Raw genomic sequence first — 25,205 nt, 5'->3', positions numbered from 1 at the left:
GACGGCAATGGGCGTGGCAATGTTTATGAAAGTGGACGGCGTGACCGGCGAATCGGCGGACGCGCAGCACAAGGGCTGGACCGACATCCAGTCGTTCACGTGGGGCGCGAGCCAGCCGGGCGCGATGGCGAGCGGCAGCGGTGGCAACGCGGGCAAGGCGAGCTTCAACGATCTCGTCGTCGCCGCGTACATGGACAAGGGCGCGCCCGCGATCATCAAAAACTGCGCGAACGGCAAGCATCTGTCGTCGGTCGAGATCTCCGCGTGCAAGACGGGCGGCACGCAGGTCGAGTTCATGCGCGTGACGCTGCAGGAGGTGCTCGTCACGTCCGCGCAGGTCGCGGGCGTCGATCCGGGCGACGTCGCGGACCGGCTGATGATGCATTACGGCTTCCAGGCCGCGAAGGTGAAGAAGCAGTACTGGCAGCAGAACGACAACGGCGGCAAGGGCGCCGAGGTGACGGTCGGCTGGAACATCAAGGAAAACACCGAGATGTGACGGGGCGGGCACGCACGGAGACGACGATGGACGACCCGCGAACCCGCGACGGCCGCGAGGGCCGGGAAGGCAGCCTGCGCGACCGGCTGCAGCCCGCGTTGCTCGACCGGCTCACCGACGACGCGCCGCAGCGCGCGGCCGAAGCGCCCGGCGCGCAATGGATCGGCACCGAGCGGCTGCGCGCCGCCGTGCTGCGCGATCTCGCGTGGCTGCTCAACACGCGCAACGCCGAGGACGGTTTCGTCGACTGGGCCGCGTTCGCGCACGCGCAGGCGTCGGTGCTGAACTACGGGATGCGGCCGCTCGTCGGCAAGCCGATGTCGGGCGTCGAGCGGATGTCGGTCGAGGCGTCGATCCGCGATGCGATCGTCCGCTTCGAGCCGCGCATCGCGCCCGACAGCGTCGAAGTGCGCAGCGTGATCGACGCGCCGGGCGGCCGGGCCGGCGAACGGCGCCACAACGTGCTGCTGTTCGAGATCCGCGGCACGCTGTGGTCGATCCCGCATCCGCTCGAATTCGTGCTGCGCTCCGACCTCGATCTGGAAACGGGCGCGATGTCGCTGCAATCCGCGGCGGGGGCCTGACGCGATGGATACGCGCCTGCTCGACTACTACAACCGCGAACTCGCTTACCTGCGCGAGCTCGGCGGCGAATTCGCGCAGCAGTTCCCGAAGGTCGCCGCGCGGCTGCGGCTGCATGAATCGGGGCCCCCCGACCCGTACGTCGAACGGCTGCTCGAGGGCTTCAGCTTCCTCACCGCGCGCGTGCAGCTGAAGATGGACGCCGAATTCCCGCGCTTCACGCAGGCGCTGCTCGACGCCGTGTATCCCGGCTATATCGCGCCGCTGCCGTCGATGGCGATCGTCCGGTTCGCGCCGCTGATGAACGAAGGCAGCCTCGCACAGGGCTGGCGGCTGCCGGCCGGCACCGCGCTGCGCGCGCGACCGGCCGCGTCCGAGCAGACCGCGTGCGAATTCCGTACCGCGCACGACCTGACGCTGTGGCCGCTCGAACTGACCGATGCGACCGTCACCGGCGCGCCGTCGTGGCTGCCGCGCGGCGCCGTCGCGGCGCGGCAGGACGTGCGCGGCGCGCTGCGCATCCGGCTGAAGGCGCGCGGCGGTGCGAAGCTGTCGCAACTGCCGCTCGACCGGCTGACGTTCCATCTCGCGGGCCCCGAGCGCGACGCGCTGCACCTGCTCGAACTGATCGCCGCGCATGCGCTCGGCGTCGTGTGTCACGACCCGGCGCAGCCGCCGCGCTGGCTGCATACGCTCGACGCCGACGCGATCGTCCACGAGGGTTTCGATCCGGCGCAGGCGATCCTGCCGGACGACGGCCGCAGCTTCCACGGCTACCGGCTGCTGCGCGAGTATTTCGCGTTTCCGGCGCGCTTCCTGTTCTTCAGCATCGGCGGGCTGCGCGCCGCGCTCGCGCGCGCGACCGGCGACGAGTGCGAGCTGACCGTGCTGTTCGATCGCCACGACGCGGCGCTCGAAGCGGCCGTCGACGCGCGCCATCTCGCGCTGAACTGCACGCCGGCCGTGAACCTGTTCGCGCGCCGCGCCGATCGGATTCCGCTGCAGCCGGGCGCGCGCGAGCATCATGTCGTCGTCGACCGCAGCCGGCCGCTCGACTACGAGGTCTATGCGGTGCAGCGGCTCGCAAGCGAGCAGCGCGACGACGGGCAGTCGCGCGAATTCCGACCGTTTCACGCATCGTTCGCCGGCGACGACGGCAACCACGGCGCGTACTACACGGTGCGGCGCGAGCCGCGGCTGGTGTCCGCGCAGGCGCGCGCGAACGGCACGCGCACCGGCTATGTCGGCAGCGAGACCTACGTGTCGCTCGTCGACAGCCAGTGCGCGCCGTACGACGAAACGATGCGCTACCTGTCCGCCGATACGCTGTGCACGAACCGCGATCTCGTGCTGCTGCAGCCGCCCGGCGACGCGAACACGTTCACGCTGCGCGTGTCGGCCCCGGTCGAGCGCATCGTCGCGATCCGCGGCCCGTCGCGGCCGCGCCCGCCGATCGCCGACGCGCAAACCGCGTGGCGATTGATCCGCCATCTCGGCCTGGCACGCCACACGCTGACCGATCTCGACGACGACGAGGGCGCGCATGCGCTGCGCGAACTGCTCGGCCTGCATGCCGACCCGGCCGATGCCGCGATGCGCCGGCAGATCGACGGCGTGCAGCGCGTCGCGTTCTCGCCGGTGTTCCGGCGGCTGCCGGCGCTCGGGCCGCTGATGTTCGGGCGCGGCGTGCAGGTGGACGTGACCGTCGACGACCATGCGTTCTCCGGCGACAGCCCGTTCCTGCTCGGCGCGGTGCTCGAGCAGTTCTTCGCACGCCATGTGTCGATCAACGCATTCGCCGAATGCGTGCTGACCAGCGCGCAGCGCGGCACGCTCGCGCACTGGCCCGCGCGCATCGGCAGGCGGCCTGCGATATGAAACGCGACACGACGCCCGGCGTGCAACCGACCGCCGCCGACGCCCGCCGCGATGCGTGGTGGGCTCGCTTGCGGGCCGCGCCGCACGGCTACGACCTGTTCCAGGCGCTGCGCTGGCTCGACGCGCTGTCGCCCGGCCGCGCGCCGCTCGGCCATGCCGCGCGGCCGCGCGACGAGCCGGTGCGGCTCGGGCAGCAGCCGTCGCTCGCATTCGCGGCGTCGATGCTGGCCGGCGTGCACGAGAACGGCGCCGCGCCGCCGCGCATCGCGATCCACGGTTTCGGGCTGTTCGGCCCAAACGGGCCGCTGCCGACGCACCTGACCGAATACGCGCACGAGCGCGCGGCGCAGCACGACGACCCGACGTTCGCCGCGTTCGCGGACCTGTTCCATCACCGGCTGATCCTGCTGTTCTACCGCGCGTGGGCCGACGCGCAGCCGACGGTGAGCCTCGATCGCCCGGAGCGCGCACGGTTCGACGGCTATATCGCGAGCCTGATCGGGCGCGCGGCGCACGGCGGCAGGCCGGCCGCGCAAGCCGGTGCCTCGGCCACGGCAACCGCCGACACGCTCGCGCCGCATGCACGCTATTTCCATGCCGGCCATCTCGTGCGGCACACACGCAACCCGGAAGGGCTCGTGCAGATCCTGCGCCGGCATTTCGGCGTCGATGCGCGCATCGTCGAGCACATGCCGCAATGGGTCGCGATCGAGCGCTCGCAGCGCTGCACGATCCGCGCGACGCGGCCGACGTTGCGTGTCGGCGCCGTCGCGCTCGGCGTCGCGGTGCGCGATGCGCAGTCGCGTTTCCGGATCGTGCTCGGCCCGCTGTCGCTCGACGCCTACCGCGGTTTTCTGCCGGGCGGCCCGCATGCACGGCAGCTCGCGCAATGGGTGCGCGAATACGTCGGCATCGAGTTCGACTGGGACGTGCAGCTCGAACTGGCGGCCGACGCGGTGCCGGCGATCGCGCTCGGCGCGCGGCAGGGGATCGGCCGCACCGCATGGCTCGGGCAGCGTCTCGAACCGGGCCCCGCGCGCGACCTCGTCGTCCGCTACGACGTGCGGCGTGGCGGTGCCCCCCTTCATCGCGAAACCGCCTAAACGGGAGCCGCCATGTCCGATATCGGCCGCGTCAACCTGTTCGGAAAACTGAATCCGTTCCTCTACGAGACGCTCGAGCAGGCGACCGGGTTCTGCCGGCTGCGCGGCAATCCGTACGTCGAGCTCGCGCACTGGTTCAAGCAGATGCTGCAGCGGCCCGACGGCGACCTGCAGCGCGTGCTGCGCCGCTTCGACATCGACGCAGCCGTGATCGACCGCGCGCTGGTCGCCGCGCTCGACCGGCTGCCGCGCGGCGCTGGCTCGGTGTCGGACCTGTCCGTGCACATCGACGACGCGGTCGAACGCGCGTGGGTCTATGCGACGCTGAAATACGACGCGACACGGATTCGCGGCGCGGTGCTGCTGCTCGCGATCCTGAAGACACCGCAGTTGCGTAACGTGCTGATTGGTATCACGCGTGAATTCGAGCGCATCGTGCCTGATCTGCTCGCCGACGAACTCGAATCGATCGTCGAAGGCTCGCCCGAGGCACAACCGGCCGCGCAGGCTACGAAGGCTGGCAACGCGTTGCGCGCCGCGCCCGCCGACGACTCGGCGCTCGCACGCTTCGCCGTCGACCTGACCGCCCGCGCGCGGGCCGGCGAGATCGATCCCGTCGTCGGCCGCGACGCCGAGATCCGCCAGATCGTCGACATCCTGCTGCGCCGCCGCCAGAACAACCCGCTGCTGGTCGGCGAGGCCGGCGTCGGCAAGACGGCCGTCGCGGAAGGCTTCGCGCTGCGGATCGCTGCCGGCGACGTGCCGCCGTCGCTGCGCGACGTCGCGCTGTACCTGCTCGACATCGGGTTGCTGCAGGCCGGTGCGAGCGTGAAGGGCGAGTTCGAGAGCCGGCTGCGCGGCGTGATCGACGAAGCGATGTCGTCCGAGCGACCGGCGATCCTGTTCATCGACGAAGTGCATACGCTCGTCGGCGCGGGCGGGGCGGCCGGCACCGGCGACGCCGCGAACCTGCTGAAACCCGCGCTCGCGCGCGGCCTGCTGCGCACGATCGGCGCGACCACGTGGTCCGAGTACAAGCAATACATCGAGAAGGACCCCGCGCTGACGCGGCGCTTCCAGCTCGTGCACGTGCACGAACCGGAAGAAGCGGCCGCGCTGACCATGCTGCGCGGCCTCGCCGCGAAGCTCGAGGCCCATCACCGCGTGCTCGTGCTCGACGACGCATTGCAGGCCGCCGTCACGCTTTCGCACCGGTATATCCCCGCCCGGCAGTTGCCGGACAAGGCGATCAGCCTGCTCGATACGGCCTGCGCGCGCGTCGCCGTCAGCCAGCATGCGGTGCCCGCGCCGATCGAGGACGCGCGCCGCCGCATCGACAGCCTGCGTGTCGAGCAGGAGCGGATCGGGCGCGAATGCGCGCTCGGCACCGGCGACGCCGCGCGGCGCGACGCGATCGAGTCGGACATTGCCGCCGCGCAGGCCGCGCTCGACCAGCTCGACGTGCGCTGGCAAACCGAACGCAATGCATTGGCGGCGATCGTCGAATCACGCACCGCGTTGCTCGACGACGATCCGTCGCGCGAACTCGACGCCGCCACGCGCGCCGATATCCAGGCACACCTCGCGACCGCTCAGCAGGCGCTGGCCGACGTGCAGGGCGACGCGCCGCTCGTGCTGCCCGCCGTCGACACGCACGCGGTGGCGGCCGTGGTCGCCGACTGGACCGGCATTCCGCTCGGCCGGATGGTGCGCGACGAGACGCAGGCCGTGCTGAAGCTCGCCGATACGCTCGGCGAACGCGTCGTCGGCCAGCGGCATGCGGTCGAACTGATCGCGCAGCGCATCCAGACCGCGCGCGCGAAGCTCGACGATCCGACGAAACCGCACGGCGTGTTCCTGCTGTGCGGCCCGTCCGGTGTCGGCAAGACCGAGACCGCGCTCGCGCTGGCCGACACGCTGTACGGCGGCGAGCACAACGCGATCACGATCAACATGAGCGAGTTCCAGGAGGCGCATACCGTATCGACGCTGAAGGGCGCGCCGCCCGGTTATGTCGGCTACGGGCAGGGCGGCGTACTCACCGAATCCGTGCGCCGCCGGCCGTACAGCGTCGTGCTGCTCGACGAGATCGAGAAGGCGCACCGCGACGTGCACGAGATTTTCTTCCAGGTGTTCGACAAGGGCTGGATGGAGGACGGCGAGGGACGCGACATCGATTTCCGGCACACCGTGATCCTGCTGACGTCGAACGTCGGCGCCGATCGCGTGATGCAGCTCTGCCGCGACCCCGAGCGCCTGCCCGACGTGCAGACGCTCGCCGATGCGCTGCGCGCGCCGCTGCTCGACGTGTTCCCGGCCGCGCTGCTCGGCCGGCTGACCGTCGTGCCGTATTACCCGCTCACCGATGCGACGCTCGCGCGGATCGTTGCGTTGCAGTTGCGGCGGATCGAGAAGCGGATCGACGCGCATCACGGCATCCGCCTGCGCTGCACCGACGCGGCGACCGCGCTGATCGTCGAGCGCTGCCGGACGATCGAATCCGGCGGCCGGATGGTCGACGCGATCCTCACGCACACCGTGATGCCGCGCATCAGCCGCGCGATCCTGCAGACCATGCTCGAAGGCCGCACGCTGGCGTCGATCGAGGTGAGCGCGGCCGACGGCGAATTCGCTTACCGGTTCGACGAGGAGGCAACGACGTGAATCGCGTATTCACTCTCGACAGCCCGCACGGCGACGACCTGAAATTCCACACGCTCGACGGCAGCGACGAACTCGGCCGGCTGTTCGAGTTCCGGATCGAGGCGCTGGCGGACAGCCACAGCCTGTCGCTGAAGGACATGCTCGGCAAGCCTGTGACCGTCCGGATCGAACAGCAGGACCAGTCGACGCGCTACCTGAACGGGATCGTTGCGCGCGCATCGCTTGCGGGCAGGCGTGCCGAGCGGCACTACGGCTACGAGCTGGTCGTGCGCCCATGGCTGTGGCTCGCGACGCGCCGGTCCGATTGCCGGATCTTCCAGAACAAGACCGTGCCCGAGATCGTGCAGGAGGTGCTGTCGACGTACGGCTTTCCGATCGAGAACCACCTCGCCGAATCGTATGTGCCGCGCGAGTATTGCGTGCAGTACAACGAAACGGATGCCGCGTTCGTGTCGCGGCTGATGGAGTTCGAGGGCATCTATTACTGGTTCCGGCACGCCGAGGACACGCATACGCTGATGCTGAGCGACGCGATGTCGTCGCACGCTGCGCTGTCCGGCTACGAAACGATTCCGTATATCGCGCGCGACCGCACCGCGATTGCCGACGAAGAACATATCGACGGCTGGCTGCCTGCGCAGGAGGTGAGCGTCGGCAAGCACCAGACCACCGACTACGACTATACGAAGCCGCGCGCCGATCTTTCGTCGCAGAAGGTCGATCCGCGCGGCCACGATCACGACAGCTTCGCGTCGTTCGAGTGGCCTGGCGGCTATCGCGACGATGCGCCCGGCGCGCATTACAGCCGCGTGCGGCTCGAGGAACAGCAGGCCGAGCACGAGCGCGCGAGCGCCGATACGGATGTGCGCGGCGCCGCGCCGGGGTATCTGTTCACGCTCGCGCATTGCCCGCGTGCCGACCAGAACCGCGAGTACCTGATCGTGCGGTGCCAGTACCGCTTTCAGGAGAACGCTTATGCGAGCGATCAGGGCGCGGAGGCTGTGGTGCATCAGACAATGATGCTCGTGCAGCCGTCGAGTTTGCCTTTCCGGTCGCCGCGTGAGACGCCGCGGCCGCGGACCAACGGGCCGCAGACGGCGACCGTCGTCGGGCCGCCGGGTGAGGAAATCTGGACCGATCAATACGGGCGCGTGAAGCTGCAGTTCCGGTGGGACAGGTATGGACAGAGCAACCAGGATTCGTCGTGCTGGGTGCGGGTGTCGAGCCCGTGGGCCGGCGGTGGGTTTGGGGGCGTGCAGATTCCGCGTGTGGGCGATGAGGTCGTGGTGGATTTTCTGAACGGCGATCCGGATGAGCCGATCGTGACGGGGCGCGTTTATAACGGCGAAAAGATGCCGCCGTGGGGGCTGCCGGGGAGTGCGACGCAGAGCGGGCTGCTGTCGCGGTCGTCGCCGGGCGGGACGACCGAGCATGCGAATGCGTTCCGCTTCGAGGACAAGAAGGGCGCTGAGCAGCTGTGGATGCATGCGGAACGGAATTTCGACGCGGAGACGGAGGCCGATCATTCGCTTTCTGTCGGGAACAATCATACGCATACGGTCGGCAACGACGAGACGATGCAGGTGAAGAACAACCGGCAACGGAGTGTCGGGCAGAACGAAACGGTGAATATCGGGCAGAACCGGGTTGCACAGATTGGGGCGAACGAGACGCATGGGGTTGTCGGGAATCGAACGCGGACGGTCGGACAAAACGAAACCGTGACGATTGCCGCCAATCGCGATGCGACCATCGGCGGCATTCACAACGAGACGGTTGCGAAGGGCAAGACGGAAACGATCGGCGAAGGCAAGACGCTGAACGTCGGACAGCTTTATCAAACGACATCGCAAGACATGAAGACGCTGGTTGCAGCATCGCATACCGAGGAAATCGGTGCGCGCACGTCGACGATTACGAACGCGCATACGCTCACGGTCGGCGGTGAACACACCGTCAGCGTCGGCGCGAACCATACGACGAGCGTGCGGCATCAGGTGCTCGTCAATGCCGGCGACCAGCTTGCGCTCGTCTGCGGGAAGTCGAGCATCGTGATGATGAGCAATGGCACGATCACGATTCAGGGTGTCAACGTCGCATCGACCGGCACGGACACCCACAGCGTGAACGGCAAGACGGTGACGTCGTCGGCGACGGGCGAGCATACGGTCGAAGGCACGATCCTGAAACTGAATCCGTGACGGAGGTTCGCACGAATGCAGAACTGGCAGCCGACCAATCCGGTGGAGCGCAGGTTCATGGACGCGCATACGGACTGGATGAGTTTCGCGAAGGAACGCGACGCACGATTGATGATCTGGCAGACCGACGAGACGGATGCGCAGCTCGTGCGGCTGTATTTCCAGGTTCAGGATGAGACGTCGTGCGCGGTCAGGACGATGCGTGCGTCGTTCGTCAATGAATCGAGCTATGCGAAGGCGCTGACGGACGAGCTCATTGCGTTCTACGACAGCCGGCGTGAGGCGTCCGATGCGCAAGGCGTGCGAGCCGACTGGCAAGCGCCGTACGACGATGGCAAGAATCCTTTGCTGTATCTGTTCACGGTTGCCGATAGCCTGATGCAGCACCATCCGGATGTTTTTCCGTCGATGGTCTTCGTGCTGGAGCCGGCGAAAGTGCGGGATGACGCCGCATGGGTGCAGTGGATGGATGGCTTGCTGACGATCATTGCGGTCGCTCCGCAGCTTGGCGAGCGCGTGCGCTTTGTGGTGCCGCGTATCGATATCGCGCCGTTTGCAGCGTTGATGCAACGGCACCGGGCTTCGGTGCGCGTCGTGCAGGGCAAGTATTCGATGGCGAGCGTGCCGCGCGAATTGCTGGCGGAATCGGGCGAGCGCGGGCCGAGTGGTGAGTTTAGACGGCATTTCGTGATGCTGACCGAGACGATCGAAGGCGGTAACCCGTCGCGGCTCGAAGAATTGCGTGCGGCTGCGCTGAAGGTCGCGGAACGCGAGCAGTGGTTTGATCAGTGTGTCGTCGTGCATTTGATTGCCGGTGCTGCGTATCTGAAGTGGCGCGATCGGGAGCGCGCGATCGATGCGTATCGGAGCGCGGCCAGCAGCGGGATGCGCGCGGTCGAGGCAGGGCATCCGGCAGGGCACAAGCTTGTTGCAAACGGGTTGTTCGGCGAGGCGAGCGTGCATCTGACGCACAAGGATTACGCGCACTCGGCGTATTGCTATGAGCGTGCGGCGGCATCGACCACGGCTGCGAAGGACGGGCTGATGACGGTCGAGGCGTGGCGCATGAGCGCCGTGTGCTGGGAGCGGGCGGGAGAGCGCGAGCATGCGTTGGAGGCCGGGTTCAATGCGCTCGATGCGGGGTTGATGGTCGACGAACCGATGCGGGCGAATAGCAACCTGCCGCTCGTGGTCGAGTGGATGGTCTCGCAGTTGGGTGCAATGGACCGGCGGCGCAACGCGCTCAGCGAGAAGGTCGCTGCGTTGCGCGGCGGACGCTGAGCGGGGAGGGCGACGTGGGGCTGCTGGCGGTCAAGCATCTGGATCCTGTCGTCGGGATCGATGTCCACTCTGTATTGGTCGCGCCGAGCCCGACGCCCGTGTTCCTGCCGCATCCGCATGTCGGGTTCATGCTCGATCTGCGCGAGTATGTCGAGGCGGCGAAGGGCGTGGTCGGCAGCATCGCGATGGCGATTGTCCAGGAGAAGGTAAGTGAGTATCTCGAGGATCATCCGGACGTCGTAAAAAAGCTCGACGATGCCGCCGAGTTCGCATCGGGGAAACTGACGGATATCCAGGTCAACGCGATCGTTGCGGAGGGGCTGAAACTCGAGCAGCAAGCCGCGGCACTACAGAGCAGCATTGGAAGCGTGCTCGGCGCAGGCGTCGGAATGGGAGGCGCCGCCGGCAGGCCGATATTCGTGAACGGCTTGATGCGGGCCACGGTCGGGACGCATTCGTATCACGTTCCGGGGTTGCATTTTCCGCTCGGGGAGTCGTTTGCACCTCCGCCTGCGCCGGATCCCATCCCTTCGGATGACGCGGAGTCGTACATGGGTAGCCGGACGGTACTGGCCAACAACGATCCGATGTCGTTCATGGCACTGCCGGCGCTGAGCTGCTGGTCGATCGGCATGGAGCCGCCTGATCATAACAGCGCGCATACGGAGCGGACTTATCCGTCCATGCCGAGTTCGGTGATGCTGCCGATTCCGGCAGGGCGTCCGGTGATGGTCGGGGGGCCGCCGGTTTTGAATATGGCTGCGGCGGCGAAGGGGTTGTTCAAGGCGTTTCAAGGGTCGAAGTGGGCGAAGGCGCTGGCGGACAAGCTGAATTTGAAATCGGGATTCTTGCGGTGCAAGGTGCTCGATGCGGAACCCGTCGATTCGACCACCGGCGAGGTGATCGTCCATCAGCACGATTTCACGGTGACAGGGCGCCTGCCGCTCGTCTGGGACCGCTACTACGCGAGTCACGATAAGCATAGTGGCGCCGTCGGGATCGGTTGGCGGACACCCGCCGACATCCGGCTCGAACTGACGCGGAACGGAGATTCGGCCGGGGTCGCTGCGTACTTCCCCGATCACGCAACCGCTTTCGATGCGATGCCGGACGCACCGGGATGGGCAGCGCACGTCCATGACTGGCAATACGGCCATGCCCTGTACCGACGGGATGCGTGGCTCGTCCTGCGCACACGTACCGGAATCGAACATGTATTCGCGTTGCCCGCCGGATGGCAACGCGCGGTGACGGAGCTTGTGGAAAACGCTGCGCTGGCGCTCCCTCTCAACAGAATGACCGACCGCCACGGGAATGCCTGGGCGTACGAGTACGGGCCGGAAAGCAGCCTCGTGCGCGTGGTCGAGTGGAAGGGCGAGGAGGCGAGCGGGCGCGTGATCGAATGCGACACGCACGCAGGCCAACTCGCCGCGCTGACGCTGGTCGACAGCGAGGGGCACGGACATCCGATCGTCCGCTACGAACACGACCGGAACCGCGATCTGGTTTCAGCCCTCGACGCCATGGGCCAGGCGCATCGATTCGCGTATGCCGACGATCATCGGATGGTCCGTCACACGAGCCCCCGCGGAATCTCTTTCAGTTATAGCTATCGCCCGTATCGCGACGGAGTGTGGCGAGTCGAGCGGGCGTGGGGCGAGGATGGACTGTTCGATTACCGCTTTGCCTACGATATCGACCATCGCGAAACGCGGATCACCGATTCGATCGGGAACCTAACGATCCTGCAGACGAACGAGCGCGGTCTGCCCGTCGTGCGGATCGATCCACTTGGAGGGGTAACGAGTTACCGATACGACGCGCACGGGCGCACGAACGGCGTCACCGATCCCGCAGCGCGAACATCCACATGGGAGTATGACGCGTACGGCAATTTGCTTGGCCATACGTTTTCGGACGGGAGCGCTGTGCGTGCCGAGTACGACGCGGACCATCGACCGGTGTGCCTGACCGCCCCGGGCGACAGGCAGTGGCGCTATGCATGGGACGAGCACGGCAAGCTGATCGAGCAAACCACACCCGGGCACGCAAGCTCACGATACGACTACAACCGTCATGGGCAACTTGCATCGCATACGGGGCCGCGAGGAGCGGTGACGCACTTCGACTACGATCGTGATGGCAATCTGGCGGAAATCGCCGACGCGCTCGGCCGGCGCACCCGCTACCTCCATGATGCACGGGCCAATATCATCCAGACCGTCAGTGCAATGGGGCAGGTGAGCTGCTACGAATACGATCGAAACGGTAACCTGACGCGGGCAATCGAGCCGGGTGGACAGGAAATCCGTTGTACTTACGATGCCGACGGAAACCTGACGCACTTTCGCGATCCGAATGGCCAGCTCACGCAACTGGAGTATGGCGCGTTGGGCCAGATCAGCAAGAGGGTGGCGCCTGACGGGGGCGTTGTGGAGTATCGGTGTGACACCGAGCAGCGGCTGATTGGCGTCGCCAACGAACGCGGCGAACTGTATCGGTTCAAACGCGATGCCGTCGGCCGGATCGTCGAGGAGACGGACTACTGGGGGCAGACGCGATGCTACCGGTACGGGATATCAGGTGAACTGCTCCACAGCGTCGATCCGCTGGGACAGGCCATCGAATACCGGTACGACCGATCCGGCCGCCTCGTTCAGAAACGTGCGACGACCCCCGGGCATGATGACGGCGTGCGCACGGACAGCTTCGCGTACGGTCCGCACGGCGATCTGGTACTGGCACGGAATCCGGCCGGCCGCGTCGAATTTTGCTATGACGCGGATGGCTGGGTAATCGAGGAACGTCAGAGCGACGACACGCAGGGCGATATCTTCACGATCGCAAGCACTTATGACGCATCCGGCAACCGGATCGAACGCAAAACCCGACTCGCTGCGGGCGGCGAGGTCGTCGAGCATGTCGTGCGCTACGAGTACGACACATTGAACGCGGTCACGTCGATCCGGATCGACGATGCACCACCGGTCGTCCTCGAACGCGATTCGCTCGGCCGGATCCGTACTGAACATCTGGGCACGGACTTGTGGCGCGAACTGTCGCATGAGGCAGGTGGCCAGCTTGCGTCGCAGACACTGCGGACGGCCACCGACGTGCTGTTCGCATGCGAGTACGTGCATGATGCGAATGGCGAGATGGTTGAAAGGCGGACCGCTCACGACAACGTCGAGCAGTTTCATTACGATCCGATGGGGCGTCTGACAACTCACCTCGATCCCGGGGGGCGTCTGCGCCGATTGCTTCGCGATTCAACGGGCGACCTACTGAAGACGCGTGTTTGCGAACGCCGCACGGCGATCGGCAGCAATGCGACGCAGTGGGTCCGCGAAGGCGAATTCGATGGCCACTATCTGGCCTACGACCGCGTGGGCAACCTGATCCGCCGACATGACGCCACACAGGACCTGACGTTGCGTTGGGACGCTGCGGGTCAACTGGAGGAAACGGTGGCGATACGATCGGCGGCGGCCGACATGGCGGGAACGCAGGCGCGTATCCAAGCACGGTACGAATACGATCCGTTCCAGCGACGCGTGCGCAAAACAGTACATGTCGGGCCGGCCGGCAAGGAAGATCCACTGCAGCCGTTCCGTACCAGTCGCTTCTTCTGGGACGGCAATGCGCTCGTGGGCGAGTACACCACAGGAGATGGCAAGCCTGGCGATCCGGCCGGGCAGACACCGGCACGTGCTTTTGCGCGTGAATGGGTCTACTACCCGGAGACGTTTCGGCCGCTGGCAACGGTGCACTGCGACTGGACGGCAGATGTCGCGTCTGCACGGACATCCGGACATGCATTGCCGCACTCCCGGGCGGCCTATCTCTTCCTGAATGATCCCAACGGGGCACCCGTGCGACTGCATGATCTGCAGGGAGGGCGTGTTTGGGAAACGCGCTACGGCCCGACAGGAGGCGCGGAAGCATGCGTCAGCGCCCAGGCAATGACGCAGCCGCTCAGGTTGCAGGGACAGTATTTCGACGAGGAGTCGCGTCTGCAATACAACCGGTATCGCTACTACGATCCCGCTACCGGAAGCTTTGTCAGCCAGGACCCGATTGGTCTCAAAGGAGGGCAAAACCCATACATGTATGCGCCGAACCCGTATTCATGGATCGATCCGCTTGGCACGGACTGCAAGAGCGATTTCAGAAAATGGGCACTGGAAAAGATCTGGACCGAAGCGAACCATCCGCTGCGGTTCCTTCTCGCGCGCGACGCGCAGGGAAACGAACTCAAGGCATTCACGCGGCCACCTTCACGTAAGCATGAGGACCTGATCAACTGGGCGAACGGTCCGACAATCGAAGCCGGTCACGTTACAAGCAAGCATTCCGGAGAGCCGGAACGCCTCGGGCTGCAAGATGCCTGGGAAAATCAAATGGACAACTGGTTCGGCGAAAAGCATGGTGTCATCGTGACTCGCCACGGCATCATCGAAATCGGCGGGGTTCCAGTCCATACGCGCTCGGCCGAGGAATGGGAATTGTACGGACATTTACCCACTGGCACGGTCGCAAATGCGCCGAAGAGCATCGGCTGGGCGCCGCCGTAATCGTGGGGTTGTGCAGCCTCCGTAATGCACGTCGCCACGACTATAGTAGTTGACATAACGTGAATTATCGAAGTTAAATCGCGATTTTGTACCGACCCCTAAAGTTGTTGTAAGGCCCACGTCGCACCATGCCAAAGCCCGGATCCCCCGGGCTTTTTTTTTCGGACAAAAACAATGAAATACCCAAACCTACGATACGGGAACCCGGCCGAATTCAGCTATTACGCGGCCGGCCGGCCACTCAAGCAACTGGCGCGCGAGTTGCGCCGATCCGAACGCAGCGTGCACGACTGGCTGACCGGCCGCGAGCGCGTCCCGTTCTGGGTGCCGGAGCTGCTGCGCCTGCGCCGGATCGAGCATGCGCAACGCGTGCAGGAAATGACCTGGGCGATACGCAGCGCGAAGATTTCCGCCGCGGCCTGCGCCGCGTTCGCCACGTCGACGCCGTGCGCCGCGAACGACCCCATCATCCAATACCCGGCGCTCGTGCAGCTGGAGCTGATCCCGCCGGCGCCGGCCGTACGCTGGAGCGCATGAGCGATAATCCGCCGGCGACAACACGGAGACCGTCATGAAAAAAATCCTCGCGTTCTTTCTGGTTGCTGGTTGCGGATCTCCGAACGCACAGCAGGTCCACGACTTGACGTACGCGATGCTCACCTGCAACGAATTCACATCCGCCAGCGCGTTCGTGAAGGCCGAGGCCGCGACGCTGAAACACCCTCGCCTTGCCGACCTGACGTACTTCCCGGCAAAGAAAGGGGTCGAATTCAAGGGCCTACCGGTCTACGGCGTTTTTGGATACCAGTCTGACTCCCGACTGTTCGAACGCGGCCCGGGAACGGAGCCGCCGCACATATACGGAATCACGATCGAAGGCACGGTCGCTGGCGGCGAAGTGCTGGTGCGTGGTAGCCGAGCTCGAGTGTCGCCAACACCGTTCGACCTGCGCGGCCATGCGTTCATCGACATTTCCTGCGAACCCGTAGACCGGGAGCCAGAGGCGGAATCGCCCGGGACCACCGGATATGGATTCCACGCGAAGTTCTAAGCGCGCTGCCTGAAAAACGAAACCCGGCCGAAGCCGGGTTTTTTACTTCTTCCGCTTGAAACGGCCCTTGCTGTCACGGGCCGGCGTGCGCCGCTTGCGCGTTGCCATGGTGTTTCCTCCCTTCAAGTTGTCGGTCGATCCGACGATGTGCATCGCGCACGTCGAGCTCGACGCGCCTGATGCGTTCCTTTTGCGCCCGGATGTCCGCGCGGATGCCGGCATAGACGGCCCCCGACGAGCACACCGCCGTGACGATCTGCACCAGTACCGCGCCGTCCATCAGCTACCTGCCTTTTCCGGCACGAACACGGCCACCGCGCCGAGCAGCGCCTGAATCAGCGCCGCAATCGCGCCGACCTTCGACGGGTTCGCGCCGAGCTGCACGGCCGCTCCGGCCAGCACGCCCAAACCCGCCTGCGAGCTCGGTTCCTTCAAACGATCCAGAAACGACATACACCCCTCCCTGTTGACGTAATCGGCGCATCACTTCGGATGCACCACCTTCGGAAAAAACTGATGCGACTGCATGCGGCCTCCCTATAAGCCCATTGGCACACCGTCCCACGCCGATTGCTGGAACGGCATCGCGCTAGGCGTGCGCGTCAAATCGTTCTGCAGGCGCGCGTCCGCGTAGCCCTGCATGCTCTGCCACGTCATGTCCGGCAGGTTCGCGATGAACTGGCGCGTCGCCACGCCAGCCTGATAGCCCCACTGCTCCGGATCGACCGACTGCACGTCGGTGCCGAACAGGCTGTTGAAGCCGCCGAGCACCGAACTCGTCACGGCCGTATCGGCCGCGTTGAACCCCGAGACGGCCGCGTTCACGACGCCGCCCTTCTGCTGAATCTTGTGCGCGGCGAACAGCACCGCGCCAAGACCCAGCGCCGCGACCATCAGCTTGAACTCGGTATCGAGCGTCATGCGATCAACCGTAGTTGTCCGGGTTGTCGAAGTCCGCGTATGCGGCCTGCATCGGGTTCACCTGATCCGGCAGGTAGAACGTCGACTGCGCCCCGCCGACCGAATTCAGCCAGTTCGACGGTCCGGGAATCAGCCCGACCGGCCCTGACAACGTCGGCAGATACTGCGACTGCACAGCGGCGCTCGCGTTGTCGACGGCGTCGATCATGCTGAAGAAGCCGCCAGTCGTGCCGCCCGGCATCGCGCCCGCGACCAGATCGGGCGAATTCGATCCGCCCGTGATCGCGCCGATGACGCGGCCGCTCGGCAGGCCCGTGAAGCCCCACGGCAAGCCGCCGGTCGTGCGCACCGGCCGCGCTGCGCCCTGCGTGCCGGCGACGGCCGTACGCGTACGGCCCATCATGAAGACGGCTGCGAGCGCGAGCCCGCCGATCAGCAGCACGTCGGTGTTTTTCTTGCTCATGCATACACCCCATCGGTAGGCGAGCCGCCGGCCGCGAGCAGCAGCGAGTGCGCGCGCGACAGCGTCAGTGTCGGTTGACCGTACGGCGAGCCCGGCAGGCTCGCCCATTCCTTGTTGCACTTGCGGATCGCGGCATCGAAGCGCCCCGCTTGGGCATCGGCCAGCGCGCCGCGTCGCTGAATCAGCCACACGGCGGCCGCGTCCTGCGAGGCCGGCGAGAAGTCGGTTAGGCCGAGCGCCGCCTTCGCATCGAGCCACGTCCGGTAGAGGATCTGATACGCGCCGGCCGCCGTCGACGTGAGCGTGCCGCGCGTGACCGCGATGTTCGGATGGTCCGCGAACGAATCGAACAGGCCGCCACCAAACAGCGTGCGGTAACCGTTCGGCCCGGTCGTGCCCTCGCCCGTGCGAATCAGCGTCAAGAAGGCCTGCACGTTCGGGTCGGCCTGCGTCGTGTTGTCAATCGTCGTAGTCATGTTGTCCATCGCACTCGAAATGTCATCCATTGCCGTACCCACCGCGTCGACCAGCGACGGATCGTCACCGGTCATCGCTGCCACGTCCTGCGCGACCCGCCACAGGTAGTAGATCGTGCCGCCCGCGATGCCAGCGACGATGACGGTAAAGGCCGTGCGGTCCATTACGCGTTCAATTCCTCATACCACTCGAAGGTCGCCGTCGTGCCGACGTTTGCTGTCGGCGTGACGGCGATCAGCCCATACCCCGGCGGAATGACGATCGGCTCGCGCAGCAATGCCGTCGTCGTCACGTTCGCGGCGAGCGAGTAGCCCCCGAGTGCCGTGTTGGTCGGAGGCGCTACCCCCGTCGCTGCTGCATACACGGCCGCCGCACTCACCGATCCGCCGAGCTTTTTCGCCTGCCCTGCGTCGATCAGCGTCGCCAGCGCGGCTGTGCTCGATTCGAGCAACATCGTGCAGAGCGAGCCGGCATACAGCTGAATCTGTTCGAGCACCAGACGATTCGGGTTCGTCGCCGGATTCCACAGCTGCACCTGCGAGTACTGGCCCGCAACCGCCGCCTGTTGCCCATACGCGATGAAGGCCGAGTTGGAGAGCGTGCGCGACTTGCCGCCGTCGAGCACGTTCACATCGCCGCTGATGCGGAAATTTCGGAAGCCCGCCGTCGACAGCACGACGGTGCCGTTAATCGCCGTCGTGCCCGGGTTCTTCACGAACCAGCGATTCACGACCTGCCCGGCGTCGAAGCCCTGCCCGAGCTTCAACGTCACGTTGCCCTGCTGAAACTCCGGCAGCACCTGAATCGTGTCGAATGCCGATCCCGACGAGAGGAAGTCGAAAATCTGCGCGCCGACTTCCAACAGCTGCGTGCCGCCGGCCGGAATTTGAATGTCGTAGCTCTGGATCAAAGCACTTTCCCCTTCATCGCCGTCACGGCCACGATGCCGGCAATCACCAGCCCGCCCGCGACGAGAAACTTCTGACCGTTGCTGATCTCCTGCGCGTTCGCGTACGCCTGCTGCACGTCCTGCGTCGCCGTGCGGTTCACGTCCTGTGCGGTCTGCATGACGGTCTTGCTCGCGTCGATCAGCTTCGAGAAGCCGTCCATCATGTTCGACGCGTTGATGCCGAACATGGTCTGGTTGCTGTCGACGGTCTTGTTGAACGTCTGGCTCGCCAGCCCGGCCGCCGTCGTCATGTCGTCGTGCGCCGCTTGGATACCAGTCCGCGCGAGGTCCATCGCGCCCGCGATCGCACCTAGGTCGGTCGATACGTTCGTGGTGCTGACGCTGTTCCACACCGAGTTGTTGTCGCCCGAAACGCCGGCGCCGCCGCCGTCGTTCACGAAACGACGGTCGGTGACGTTCGTCGTCGTCGTAGTCGACGGATTGCTTTGGCTGCTGTTGCTTCTCACTGGAAATCCTTTCGAAGAATGATGCCGCGCTCGATGCCGCGCCAGCGTCGATAGCCCGCCGTCTCCAGCTTCTTGATCAGCCCTCGCCGTTTCGTCGTCACGCACACCGCACCGAACGGCTCGCATTGACGCTCGATCACCGGCAACACGGTTGCCACGAGGTCGAGTTCCGCGCGCCCATAGGCTGCAGCGATTTCCGCGACGCCCTCGAACGGTTGCAGCACGTACCATGCGACCGGCTCGCCGTCCGCATACACCCTGAAGAAGGCCCCGCCGATGATCGCGCCGTCTACCGACCCTCCGGTGTTGGTTTTCGCGTGCATGGCCGCGTCGTCCTCGAACACCGCGCGTGCTTCACGCAGGCGCTCACCGTCGAGCGGTTCGACTTTGCAATCGATCCTCACCGCCCTTCCCTCCAGACCGCGACGAGCAGCACGGCCGCGACCAGCACCATCGGATTCATCGCCGTTTGCAGGGCCGATTGCGCGACGTTCTGCGCCGCGCTCGTGAGCGTCGGCACGCTCGACGCCTTCGAGCTGCCGGTTGAAACCGTCCAGGCCGAGCCGTCGAGATGCGAATCGACCATGTTGCGATAGCCGTTCGCGCCCGACGTGATGTTCGGATCGGGGCCGCCGAGCATCGATGTCACCGCCTGCCCGGCCACCATCGCCGCCGCGCTGTACGGGTTCGAATAGGCGAGCGCCGAAGCGCCGCCCAGTGCACCGCCCATCATCGGCCCACCGACGCCCTGCGATGACGCATAGCCGTTCAGCGCACCTGACGATGCGCCGATCAACGCCGCCTGTGCCGGGCTCAGTTGCGCCATTACTTGCGCTCCTCAACGAGCAGCAGCACTGCGCCGAGCGCCATCAACATGAGCAGGCCACGGTTCACGCCGACGACGGCCGCCGGACGACCGTTCATGTTCACGGACACCGTGCCCGGCATCAGCGGCATGTTGTTGTCGGGCGAAAGCGCCTTGATCGTGCCGACGTCGATAGCGCGGGTCAGCCCGTACGCAAGAACGTCGCCCCACGTCCCAGCCGAGGGATTCAACTCGCTGGGACTCGAGACTGCGTTCTGCGTCGAGACTGGATCGGACCACATCGACGCGGGCTGCGTGGTGACGCTGGACGTGTCGGTCCACACGAGGTTGCCGTTTGCGTCGTACGTGTACATGCCGCCCCCTTACGCGTTGTACGGCAGGTCGAGCATTTCGACGTACGTCCCGACCGTGTCGCCGGCCGTCAGGTACGTGTTGCACTCGAAGCTCTTCGCGTCCTGCGTGATCAGCATGCCGGACTGGTTGTTGTCGACGATGAAGTCGGTCACGAAGTGGCCCGCCTGCGGCACCTTGCGATACTCGTTCTGGACGTAGCGACGCACGTGGTCGGCCATGTCCATGATGACGATGCCGTTCTTCTTGATCTCGACACGGTTCACGTTGCCGTCGCCGTTACCCGCCCACGACGAGCCCGCGTAGAAGTGATGGATGCGCTTGATCAGCGCGCCCATCGGGTTGAAGTTGATCGGGAACTTGCCCGCGACCGTCGTGCTCGCCGGGAAATACAGCAGCTTGTGCACGAGCGCACCAGCCTGCCCCTGCGGCGCGGTCAGGAATGCCCAGGCGCCCAGCGTCGGCGCAGTGGCGCCGCTGATCGTGGCTTCGATCTTGATCTGGTCGGGCAGCGCGGACATGTCGTAGCCGCCGATTTCCTTGCCGTCGATCGACGGCGCGTCGCGCTCGGTGAAGTCGATCGTCAGCTGGTTCGCCGCGGCCGCGATGCCCTTGTACTGGTTGATGGTGTCGAGCACCGCACCCGAGCAGTTGTAGACCGTGCGCACGCCGATTTTCACCTTGATGTCGGTGATCATCGCCTTCGTGAAGGTCGTGCCGCCGAGGTCGAGCACGATCCGCGTGAGCGTGTTGGAGTACTTCGGTACGAGCAGCGTAGCGACGCCGTTCGCCTGCACGTTCTGGAACGCCGGAAGCTGTTGAATGATGGCCATGGTCGCGCGCCCCTTACTGTGCGTTCGTGTTGCCGGTCAGCGCGACGCCGACGAGCTGCGAGGTGATCGGCAGCTGCCGAAGGACGAAGATGACGGCGAGCACCATGCCCGTGGTCTTCAGTGCGGTTTTGATCTCGGACATGTCACTGCCCCTTGACGATGCGTTGCACCGACGACGGCAGGTACTTCACGCCGTTGTTGATGACGATCATCGTGATCAGCGTGACGCCGATCGTCTTGATGATTCCCTTCACGTTCACGTGTCTCTCCCTGAGTGTGTGACGCCGCGCCGAAGCGGCACGCAGGGCGAATCGGAACAAAAAAAAAGCCGCCCGGAAATGGGCGGCCGTAACGTTACGAACGACTCTCAGAAGGTCAGTTTTGCGCGGCGCACCGCGCCGGTTTGCATGTTGCGCTCGATGAAGTCGAAGTCGACGGCGTCCGGATCAGCCTTCAGATCCCGCACTTCCTGCACCGGCACGCCGAGCGCGTTCGCCATCACCTTGATATCCGTCTCGTACGACAGGCGCGAGCAGTGCACCATCGAGCTATTGCCGATGAAATCCTTGTCGATGTTCGCCGGCCGCTGCGCCGCGCCGAACACGGTCAAGCCGCGATGCCGGCCCTTGCGCGACAGCACCGACCAGCCGTCCGGCGCCCGGCTCGGTTCCGTCACGTCGCCGAGCTCGTCTACGACGACGCAGGCGTTGCCCGACAGGTACGCGACGCTGCAGAACAGGTCGAACTTGTCGCCGTACGTACTGAACGCCTTGCCCGGGCGGTAGACGAGCCGATAGCCGCCCTCGCCCGCCTCGCGCACCGCCTTCGTCAGCTCGGCCGGGTCAGCGACCTCGCGGCCGAACGCGCCGAACTCTTCCTGCGGGTCCCACACAAGCAATCGGGCCGGGTTGCCGGCGCGGATCTGTTGCTTGATCCACGCCGACTTACCCGACCCCGATGCACCCATCACGGCGATGATTTTCGCCGTGTTCCGCGATCCATCCGCCATCACGCCCCCTGAGGTTGAAGTTGCCCGCCGGTGTCTCGCACCGGCACCACGGCGCGCGCAGGTGCCGGTGCCGGTGCCGGCGCGGCCGCCGGCGCCGCGTCGACGGTGCGCGCTTCCTGCTCGGCCGCCTTGTATGCCTTGTGCGTCTTGTACGTCACGTACGCGAGCGGCGCGACGACGACCAGCAAGCGCAGCTCAGGCCCGAACAGGTCGCCCACGCCGGACAGCGACAGGCCGTATTTGTCGAGCACCGGCACGGTCTTCGCCGCCAGCTCGGCCAGCACCTCATCGCTGTAGATCGCCGGCACGTACGGCAGCAGCGGTGCCAGATAGTCCCGGGCCATCTTGAGCATGTCGAGCAGCTCGTCGGCCGGGTCGATCGGTTCAGGCTCGCCCGGCAGCGGCGCGGCGGCCGCCTCCTGTGCCTGGAACGCCATGGATGCCGCGCGGCGTTCCAGCAGTTCCCATTCGACTACTTCGCCCATACGTCGAAGCCCTCCCCGTCCTGTACGTACGTTACGGGCTGGCCACCTTCCGCCGGCTCCCGTACGTTACGTACGTTGTGTTCGTTGGCGGTAATGAACCGGTCGCGCATCACCTCATCCGCCTCATCGCTGCGCGCGAAAATCTGCACGCCGCACGCGTCGCCCGCGTGCGTGATCGAGACACGGCCGGTCTTCATCAACGACCAGCGCGCCCGACCGCCGCACACCGGGCACACGCAGCTCTTGTCGGGCGCGCTCATGGTCAGGCCGCCGGTTGTTGCGGGGCCGGTGCCGCGAGCGCCGCGCGCACGTCGTGCACGGTCGCCGTCAGGTCGGACAGGTGCGAACCGAGCGCTTCGATCGCTTCGAGCACGGGCGCCGTCGACGGCACCAGCTGCTCGATCGTCGTGCCGAGCGCTGCGATCGCGGTCAGCACCGGATCGGCCACCGGCGCGCCGGCCGTCACTTCGGCTTCGACGGCCGCGCCGTGCGCCGCCGTCAGGCTGTTCACCAGCTGCGCGTGGTACTGGTCGCCGTCGTCGCGCACGTGCGGCTTCAGCAGTTCGATGACGCCGAGCGCGTCGTGCAGGATGTCGGAAAGTTTCATGGTCACACCTCAGGTAGTGCGGCCGAGAACGGCCGGCCGCGTGCCGTCTACAGCGATTCGACGGCCTCAACCAGCCGCCGCACCTTGTCGATCTGTTTCGCCGCGAGCATGCGTTCGACCGGCGTCAGCTTGTCGAACAGCGCGCGCAGCTCGCTCGCCTCGCGCTTCGCGGCCGCGATACGCGCCACGTCGATATCACGCTGCGTTCCGTTGCTCATTGCCTTCTTTCTCCGGGTCGTAAATCTTGCGTGTGCGCGCGCTCCAGTACGGCGCGCTGATCGTGCCGCTGGCCTTGCGCTCGTGCTCGCGCGCGAACGCCATGAAGTCGTCGATATCGGCCTGCGCGGTCGACGGGTCGTAGCAGTACTCCGACACGAACGCGAGGAAGCGGCCGAGCATGTTCCGCGCGGTCAGTACCGACAGGTCTTCGGCCGTGATCGCGCCGACCACCTCTTCTTCGGGCAGCGCCGCGGCCGCGACCTCTTCGTCGGATTCCTCGCGCTCGTGCAGGCCGAGCGCCGCCTTCAGGCCGGGCGTCCACGTCAGCATGCGGCGGCCCGTGAAGGCCGCGACGTACTCACGGAACTGCGCGGCCGCCTGGCCGTCGCCCTTCGCCGCCCATTCGAGCAGCTGGAACGGATGCGCGCCCTTCAGGCCGCCGCCGGTCTTCGCCGCGTTCATCGTCAGCTCGCGCGACAGGCCCCACTTCGTGTCGCGGCCGAACTTCGCGACGTACTCAGCCGCGTACTGGCCGCCGCGCACGTCGAGGCCGTGATCGAGCACGTCGCTCATCTGCGCCGGCGTGCAGAGGCCGACCTTCAGCAGCGCCGCGTACCACGCGCCCTTGAGCTCGTCGATCAGGCGCGACGCCATGCGGCCGTCGTCGCCCTCGCGCACGTCGCCGAACGCATCGGGCGTCGCGAACACTAGCGAGTGCGTGTGCGGGTGCCAGCCGTGCGCGCCGAGCGTGATTTCGAGCGCCTTGATCGAGCCGGCGCGCACGCCCTTGCCGAGGATCCGTTTGTACGTGCGGCAGTTCTGGAACTTCTGCATGGCCTTGGCCTGCAACTCGAGCATTTCCGCGAGCGGGCGCTCGCCGGCTTCGTGCGGGAAGGTGTTGGTCATCAGCCAGACGTAACCGCCGTTGCCGACGTGTGCCTTCATGCCGTCCGCGACCTCGCCTTGCCGCTGCATGCAGACCTTCAGCGAGCAGACCGGGCAGGCCCACACGGAACCGCACGTCGACACGCCCGCGAGGCTCGCGCCCGAGCCGTCGACGTTGCGGCGCACGCCGAGCGTTTCGCCGGGCGCCGTAAGCGCGCGCTGGCACCAGCACGTGCGGTGCTGCGCCTCTTTCGCAGCTTCCGGGTTGTAGATGGTCGCCTGCGAGACGCGCAGCAGTTCGTGCAGTCGGGATTTCGCTTTCGCCCGTGAAACCGCGTCCGTGTTGGGTGTGCGGGGGGCGTGTATGGATTTCGCGTTTATACCAAGAAAACCAGAGGCGGGTTTTGCGGGGTGGGTCACTTGCGGCCCCTCCCCATCCCGAAGGCGCGGCCGAACGCGCCCATACGCGTGATGCGGCCGCAGCGCGGGCAGCGCGCGGCATTGACCCAGCGGCCGCCGCAGCGGCGGCAGATGCCACCCATGGAGATGCGGGTCATCGACCAGCCTCCCGCACCTCAACGTCGCCCGTATACGCGCGGGCCGCCGGCACGCCGAGATCGGCCGCGTACAGGTTGTAGACGGCCAGCGCCGAGCGCAGCCGCTCGTACGCGGCCACGAGCTGCGCGCGCGCGAACGGATCGTCGCCCGGCCGCACGCCCTGATCGGACGGCAGATAGCCCTTCCCTGCGTCGAGGGTCGCGCGCATGCGGCGCAGCGCCGTGGCGGCCGCAGAACGGTCGCCTACGGCCTGATCGTGATGGATTGGGGTGGAATCGCCCCCGCGCGAGCGGCGGGGCGTGGCGGGCTCGGTATAGCCCAA

General features: G+C 66.2%; 30 protein-coding genes. 10 read left to right on the top strand and 20 right to left on the bottom strand.

Features of this window, described 5'->3' with window-relative positions:
• The first annotated feature begins 7 nt into the window (after positions 1–7).
• From ACM6JT_RS09475 to ACM6JT_RS09430, 10 genes are all read left to right on the top strand, one after another.
• Positions 8–499, top strand: coding sequence for an Hcp family type VI secretion system effector (locus tag ACM6JT_RS09475; RefSeq protein ID WP_072436815.1), 492 nt, complete (start codon positions 8–10; stop codon positions 497–499).
• A gap of 26 nt (positions 500–525) precedes the next feature.
• On the top strand, positions 526–1,083 hold the full coding sequence (gene tssE / locus ACM6JT_RS09470) for a type VI secretion system baseplate subunit TssE (RefSeq protein ID WP_414856345.1): 558 nt from the start codon (positions 526–528) through the stop codon (positions 1,081–1,083).
• Positions 1,084–1,087: 4 nt separating this feature from the next.
• Positions 1,088–2,959 carry a type VI secretion system baseplate subunit TssF gene (gene tssF, locus ACM6JT_RS09465; RefSeq protein WP_217587201.1) on the top strand — a complete coding sequence of 624 codons (1,872 nt, stop codon included), beginning with the start codon at positions 1,088–1,090 and terminating at the stop codon, positions 2,957–2,959.
• Positions 2,884–4,062, top strand: coding sequence for a type VI secretion system baseplate subunit TssG (gene tssG / locus ACM6JT_RS09460; RefSeq protein WP_414856344.1), 1,179 nt, complete (start codon positions 2,884–2,886; stop codon positions 4,060–4,062). Before tssF ends, tssG begins: the two co-directional genes overlap by 76 nt.
• Before the next feature lie 12 nt (positions 4,063–4,074).
• Positions 4,075–6,726: a type VI secretion system ATPase TssH gene (tssH, locus tag ACM6JT_RS09455; RefSeq protein ID WP_414856343.1), complete on the top strand. Its 2,652-nt coding sequence runs from the start codon at positions 4,075–4,077 to the stop codon at positions 6,724–6,726.
• Positions 6,723–8,927: a type VI secretion system tip protein TssI/VgrG gene (gene tssI / locus ACM6JT_RS09450; RefSeq protein WP_414856342.1), complete on the top strand. Its 2,205-nt coding sequence runs from the start codon at positions 6,723–6,725 to the stop codon at positions 8,925–8,927. Before tssH ends, tssI begins: the two co-directional genes overlap by 4 nt.
• Positions 8,928–8,942: 15 nt before the next feature.
• Complete coding sequence (locus ACM6JT_RS09445; RefSeq protein WP_414856341.1) at positions 8,943–10,208, top strand: hypothetical protein; 1,266 nt, start codon at positions 8,943–8,945, stop codon at positions 10,206–10,208.
• Positions 10,209–10,222: 14 nt separating this feature from the next.
• Entirely contained in the window at positions 10,223–14,782 is a 4,560-nt protein-coding gene (locus ACM6JT_RS09440) for an RHS repeat-associated core domain-containing protein (RefSeq protein WP_414856340.1), read from the top strand.
• A 174-nt stretch (positions 14,783–14,956) separates the two neighbouring features.
• Complete coding sequence (locus ACM6JT_RS09435) at positions 14,957–15,319, top strand: hypothetical protein (protein ID WP_414856339.1); 363 nt, start codon at positions 14,957–14,959, stop codon at positions 15,317–15,319.
• Between the two features lie 34 nt (positions 15,320–15,353).
• Positions 15,354–15,833, top strand: coding sequence for a hypothetical protein (locus tag ACM6JT_RS09430; RefSeq protein WP_414856338.1), 480 nt, complete (start codon positions 15,354–15,356; stop codon positions 15,831–15,833).
• A gap of 73 nt (positions 15,834–15,906) precedes the next feature.
• On the opposite strand, the gene ACM6JT_RS09425 is transcribed toward ACM6JT_RS09430, so the two are convergent.
• The 20 genes from ACM6JT_RS09425 to ACM6JT_RS09330 form a co-directional block, all read right to left on the bottom strand.
• Positions 15,907–16,113 carry a hypothetical protein gene (locus ACM6JT_RS09425; RefSeq protein ID WP_034179503.1) on the bottom strand — a complete coding sequence of 69 codons (207 nt, stop codon included), beginning with the start codon at positions 16,111–16,113 and terminating at the stop codon, positions 15,907–15,909.
• Positions 16,113–16,286, bottom strand: a complete 174-nt coding sequence (locus tag ACM6JT_RS09420; protein WP_175887923.1) for a hypothetical protein — start codon at positions 16,284–16,286, stop codon at positions 16,113–16,115. The genes ACM6JT_RS09425 and ACM6JT_RS09420 overlap by 1 nt, the downstream gene beginning before the upstream one ends.
• Positions 16,287–16,370: 84 nt before the next feature.
• Positions 16,371–16,754, bottom strand: a complete 384-nt coding sequence (locus ACM6JT_RS09415) for a hypothetical protein (RefSeq protein WP_414856337.1) — start codon at positions 16,752–16,754, stop codon at positions 16,371–16,373.
• A 4-nt stretch (positions 16,755–16,758) separates the two neighbouring features.
• The gene (locus ACM6JT_RS09410; RefSeq protein ID WP_414856336.1) at positions 16,759–17,217 is read right to left on the bottom strand and encodes a hypothetical protein; all 459 of its coding nucleotides are present in this window, start codon (positions 17,215–17,217) and stop codon (positions 16,759–16,761) included.
• Complete coding sequence (locus ACM6JT_RS09405) at positions 17,214–17,858, bottom strand: glycoside hydrolase family 104 protein (RefSeq protein WP_414856335.1); 645 nt, start codon at positions 17,856–17,858, stop codon at positions 17,214–17,216. The genes ACM6JT_RS09410 and ACM6JT_RS09405 overlap by 4 nt, the downstream gene beginning before the upstream one ends.
• The gene (locus tag ACM6JT_RS09400) at positions 17,858–18,604 is read right to left on the bottom strand and encodes a hypothetical protein (RefSeq protein WP_414856334.1); all 747 of its coding nucleotides are present in this window, start codon (positions 18,602–18,604) and stop codon (positions 17,858–17,860) included. Before ACM6JT_RS09400 ends, ACM6JT_RS09405 begins: the two co-directional genes overlap by 1 nt.
• A complete protein-coding gene (locus ACM6JT_RS09395; RefSeq protein ID WP_034179499.1) occupies positions 18,601–19,110 on the bottom strand; it encodes a hypothetical protein in 510 nt (169 codons plus the stop codon). The genes ACM6JT_RS09400 and ACM6JT_RS09395 overlap by 4 nt, the downstream gene beginning before the upstream one ends.
• On the bottom strand, positions 19,107–19,454 hold the full coding sequence (locus tag ACM6JT_RS09390; protein WP_235212439.1) for a hypothetical protein: 348 nt from the start codon (positions 19,452–19,454) through the stop codon (positions 19,107–19,109). Before ACM6JT_RS09390 ends, ACM6JT_RS09395 begins: the two co-directional genes overlap by 4 nt.
• Positions 19,455–19,510: 56 nt before the next feature.
• Positions 19,511–19,936, bottom strand: coding sequence for a hypothetical protein (locus ACM6JT_RS09385; protein ID WP_034179498.1), 426 nt, complete (start codon positions 19,934–19,936; stop codon positions 19,511–19,513).
• Positions 19,936–20,289 (bottom strand): hypothetical protein, encoded by a 354-nt coding sequence (locus tag ACM6JT_RS09380; RefSeq protein ID WP_034179497.1) that lies wholly within the window; start codon positions 20,287–20,289, stop codon positions 19,936–19,938. Before ACM6JT_RS09380 ends, ACM6JT_RS09385 begins: the two co-directional genes overlap by 1 nt.
• Before the next feature lie 9 nt (positions 20,290–20,298).
• A complete protein-coding gene (locus tag ACM6JT_RS09375; RefSeq protein WP_414856333.1) occupies positions 20,299–21,120 on the bottom strand; it encodes a major capsid protein P2 in 822 nt (273 codons plus the stop codon).
• 13 nt (positions 21,121–21,133) lie between these two features.
• Positions 21,134–21,262, bottom strand: a complete 129-nt coding sequence (locus tag ACM6JT_RS09370) for a hypothetical protein (protein WP_263088956.1) — start codon at positions 21,260–21,262, stop codon at positions 21,134–21,136.
• Positions 21,263–21,487: 225 nt separating this feature from the next.
• Positions 21,488–22,129 carry a hypothetical protein gene (locus ACM6JT_RS09365; RefSeq protein ID WP_175751534.1) on the bottom strand — a complete coding sequence of 214 codons (642 nt, stop codon included), beginning with the start codon at positions 22,127–22,129 and terminating at the stop codon, positions 21,488–21,490.
• Positions 22,129–22,614, bottom strand: a complete 486-nt coding sequence (locus tag ACM6JT_RS09360; protein WP_414856332.1) for a hypothetical protein — start codon at positions 22,612–22,614, stop codon at positions 22,129–22,131. The genes ACM6JT_RS09365 and ACM6JT_RS09360 overlap by 1 nt, the downstream gene beginning before the upstream one ends.
• A complete protein-coding gene (locus ACM6JT_RS09355; protein WP_034179493.1) occupies positions 22,602–22,874 on the bottom strand; it encodes a hypothetical protein in 273 nt (90 codons plus the stop codon). The genes ACM6JT_RS09360 and ACM6JT_RS09355 overlap by 13 nt, the downstream gene beginning before the upstream one ends.
• Before the next feature lie 2 nt (positions 22,875–22,876).
• Positions 22,877–23,221: a hypothetical protein gene (locus ACM6JT_RS09350; RefSeq protein WP_034179492.1), complete on the bottom strand. Its 345-nt coding sequence runs from the start codon at positions 23,219–23,221 to the stop codon at positions 22,877–22,879.
• Positions 23,222–23,268: 47 nt separating this feature from the next.
• Positions 23,269–23,439 carry a hypothetical protein gene (locus ACM6JT_RS09345; RefSeq protein ID WP_414856331.1) on the bottom strand — a complete coding sequence of 57 codons (171 nt, stop codon included), beginning with the start codon at positions 23,437–23,439 and terminating at the stop codon, positions 23,269–23,271.
• A complete protein-coding gene (locus tag ACM6JT_RS09340; RefSeq protein WP_034179491.1) occupies positions 23,417–24,511 on the bottom strand; it encodes a protein rep in 1,095 nt (364 codons plus the stop codon). The genes ACM6JT_RS09345 and ACM6JT_RS09340 overlap by 23 nt, the downstream gene beginning before the upstream one ends.
• A 230-nt stretch (positions 24,512–24,741) precedes the next feature.
• The gene (locus ACM6JT_RS09335) at positions 24,742–24,882 is read right to left on the bottom strand and encodes a hypothetical protein (protein ID WP_414856330.1); all 141 of its coding nucleotides are present in this window, start codon (positions 24,880–24,882) and stop codon (positions 24,742–24,744) included.
• Complete coding sequence (locus ACM6JT_RS09330) at positions 24,879–25,091, bottom strand: hypothetical protein (RefSeq protein WP_175899083.1); 213 nt, start codon at positions 25,089–25,091, stop codon at positions 24,879–24,881. The genes ACM6JT_RS09335 and ACM6JT_RS09330 overlap by 4 nt, the downstream gene beginning before the upstream one ends.
• Between the last annotated feature and the right edge of the window lie 114 nt (positions 25,092–25,205).

The sequence above is a fragment of the Burkholderia sp. IT-111MI5 genome, assembly GCF_949752865.1.
GTDB lineage: Bacteria > Pseudomonadota > Gammaproteobacteria > Burkholderiales > Burkholderiaceae > Burkholderia > Burkholderia pyrrocinia_C.
Note: the sequence above shows the minus strand (reverse complement) of the source record. Positions and strands in the feature narration are given on the sequence as shown.

Bases quoted from the DNA above. Each gene is read 5' to 3' on its own strand.
- ACM6JT_RS09475 (WP_072436815.1), top strand. From the start codon at position 8: ATGGGCGTGGCAATGTTTATGAAAGTGGACGGCGTGACCGGCGAATCG.
- tssE (WP_414856345.1), top strand. From the start codon at position 526: ATGGACGACCCGCGAACCCGCGACGGCCGCGAGGGCCGGGAAGGCAGC.
- tssF (WP_217587201.1), top strand. From the start codon at position 1,088: ATGGATACGCGCCTGCTCGACTACTACAACCGCGAACTCGCTTACCTG.
- tssG (WP_414856344.1), top strand. From the start codon at position 2,884: ATGCGTGCTGACCAGCGCGCAGCGCGGCACGCTCGCGCACTGGCCCGC.
- tssH (WP_414856343.1), top strand. From the start codon at position 4,075: ATGTCCGATATCGGCCGCGTCAACCTGTTCGGAAAACTGAATCCGTTC.
- ACM6JT_RS09445 (WP_414856341.1), top strand. From the start codon at position 8,943: ATGCAGAACTGGCAGCCGACCAATCCGGTGGAGCGCAGGTTCATGGAC.
- ACM6JT_RS09435 (WP_414856339.1), top strand. From the start codon at position 14,957: ATGAAATACCCAAACCTACGATACGGGAACCCGGCCGAATTCAGCTAT.
- ACM6JT_RS09430 (WP_414856338.1), top strand. From the start codon at position 15,354: ATGAAAAAAATCCTCGCGTTCTTTCTGGTTGCTGGTTGCGGATCTCCG.
- ACM6JT_RS09425 (WP_034179503.1), bottom strand. From the start codon at position 16,113: ATGGACGGCGCGGTACTGGTGCAGATCGTCACGGCGGTGTGCTCGTCG.
- ACM6JT_RS09420 (WP_175887923.1), bottom strand. From the start codon at position 16,286: ATGTCGTTTCTGGATCGTTTGAAGGAACCGAGCTCGCAGGCGGGTTTG.
- ACM6JT_RS09415 (WP_414856337.1), bottom strand. From the start codon at position 16,754: ATGACGCTCGATACCGAGTTCAAGCTGATGGTCGCGGCGCTGGGTCTT.
- ACM6JT_RS09410 (WP_414856336.1), bottom strand. From the start codon at position 17,217: ATGAGCAAGAAAAACACCGACGTGCTGCTGATCGGCGGGCTCGCGCTC.
- ACM6JT_RS09405 (WP_414856335.1), bottom strand. From the start codon at position 17,858: ATGGACCGCACGGCCTTTACCGTCATCGTCGCTGGCATCGCGGGCGGC.
- ACM6JT_RS09385 (WP_034179498.1), bottom strand. From the start codon at position 19,936: ATGGCGCAACTGAGCCCGGCACAGGCGGCGTTGATCGGCGCATCGTCA.
- ACM6JT_RS09380 (WP_034179497.1), bottom strand. From the start codon at position 20,289: ATGTACACGTACGACGCAAACGGCAACCTCGTGTGGACCGACACGTCC.
- ACM6JT_RS09375 (WP_414856333.1), bottom strand. From the start codon at position 21,120: ATGGCCATCATTCAACAGCTTCCGGCGTTCCAGAACGTGCAGGCGAAC.
- ACM6JT_RS09370 (WP_263088956.1), bottom strand. From the start codon at position 21,262: ATGTCCGAGATCAAAACCGCACTGAAGACCACGGGCATGGTGCTCGCC.
- ACM6JT_RS09365 (WP_175751534.1), bottom strand. From the start codon at position 22,129: ATGGCGGATGGATCGCGGAACACGGCGAAAATCATCGCCGTGATGGGT.
- ACM6JT_RS09360 (WP_414856332.1), bottom strand. From the start codon at position 22,614: ATGGGCGAAGTAGTCGAATGGGAACTGCTGGAACGCCGCGCGGCATCC.
- ACM6JT_RS09355 (WP_034179493.1), bottom strand. From the start codon at position 22,874: ATGAGCGCGCCCGACAAGAGCTGCGTGTGCCCGGTGTGCGGCGGTCGG.
- ACM6JT_RS09350 (WP_034179492.1), bottom strand. From the start codon at position 23,221: ATGAAACTTTCCGACATCCTGCACGACGCGCTCGGCGTCATCGAACTG.
- ACM6JT_RS09345 (WP_414856331.1), bottom strand. From the start codon at position 23,439: ATGAGCAACGGAACGCAGCGTGATATCGACGTGGCGCGTATCGCGGCC.
- ACM6JT_RS09335 (WP_414856330.1), bottom strand. From the start codon at position 24,882: ATGACCCGCATCTCCATGGGTGGCATCTGCCGCCGCTGCGGCGGCCGC.
- ACM6JT_RS09330 (WP_175899083.1), bottom strand. From the start codon at position 25,091: ATGCGCGCGACCCTCGACGCAGGGAAGGGCTATCTGCCGTCCGATCAG.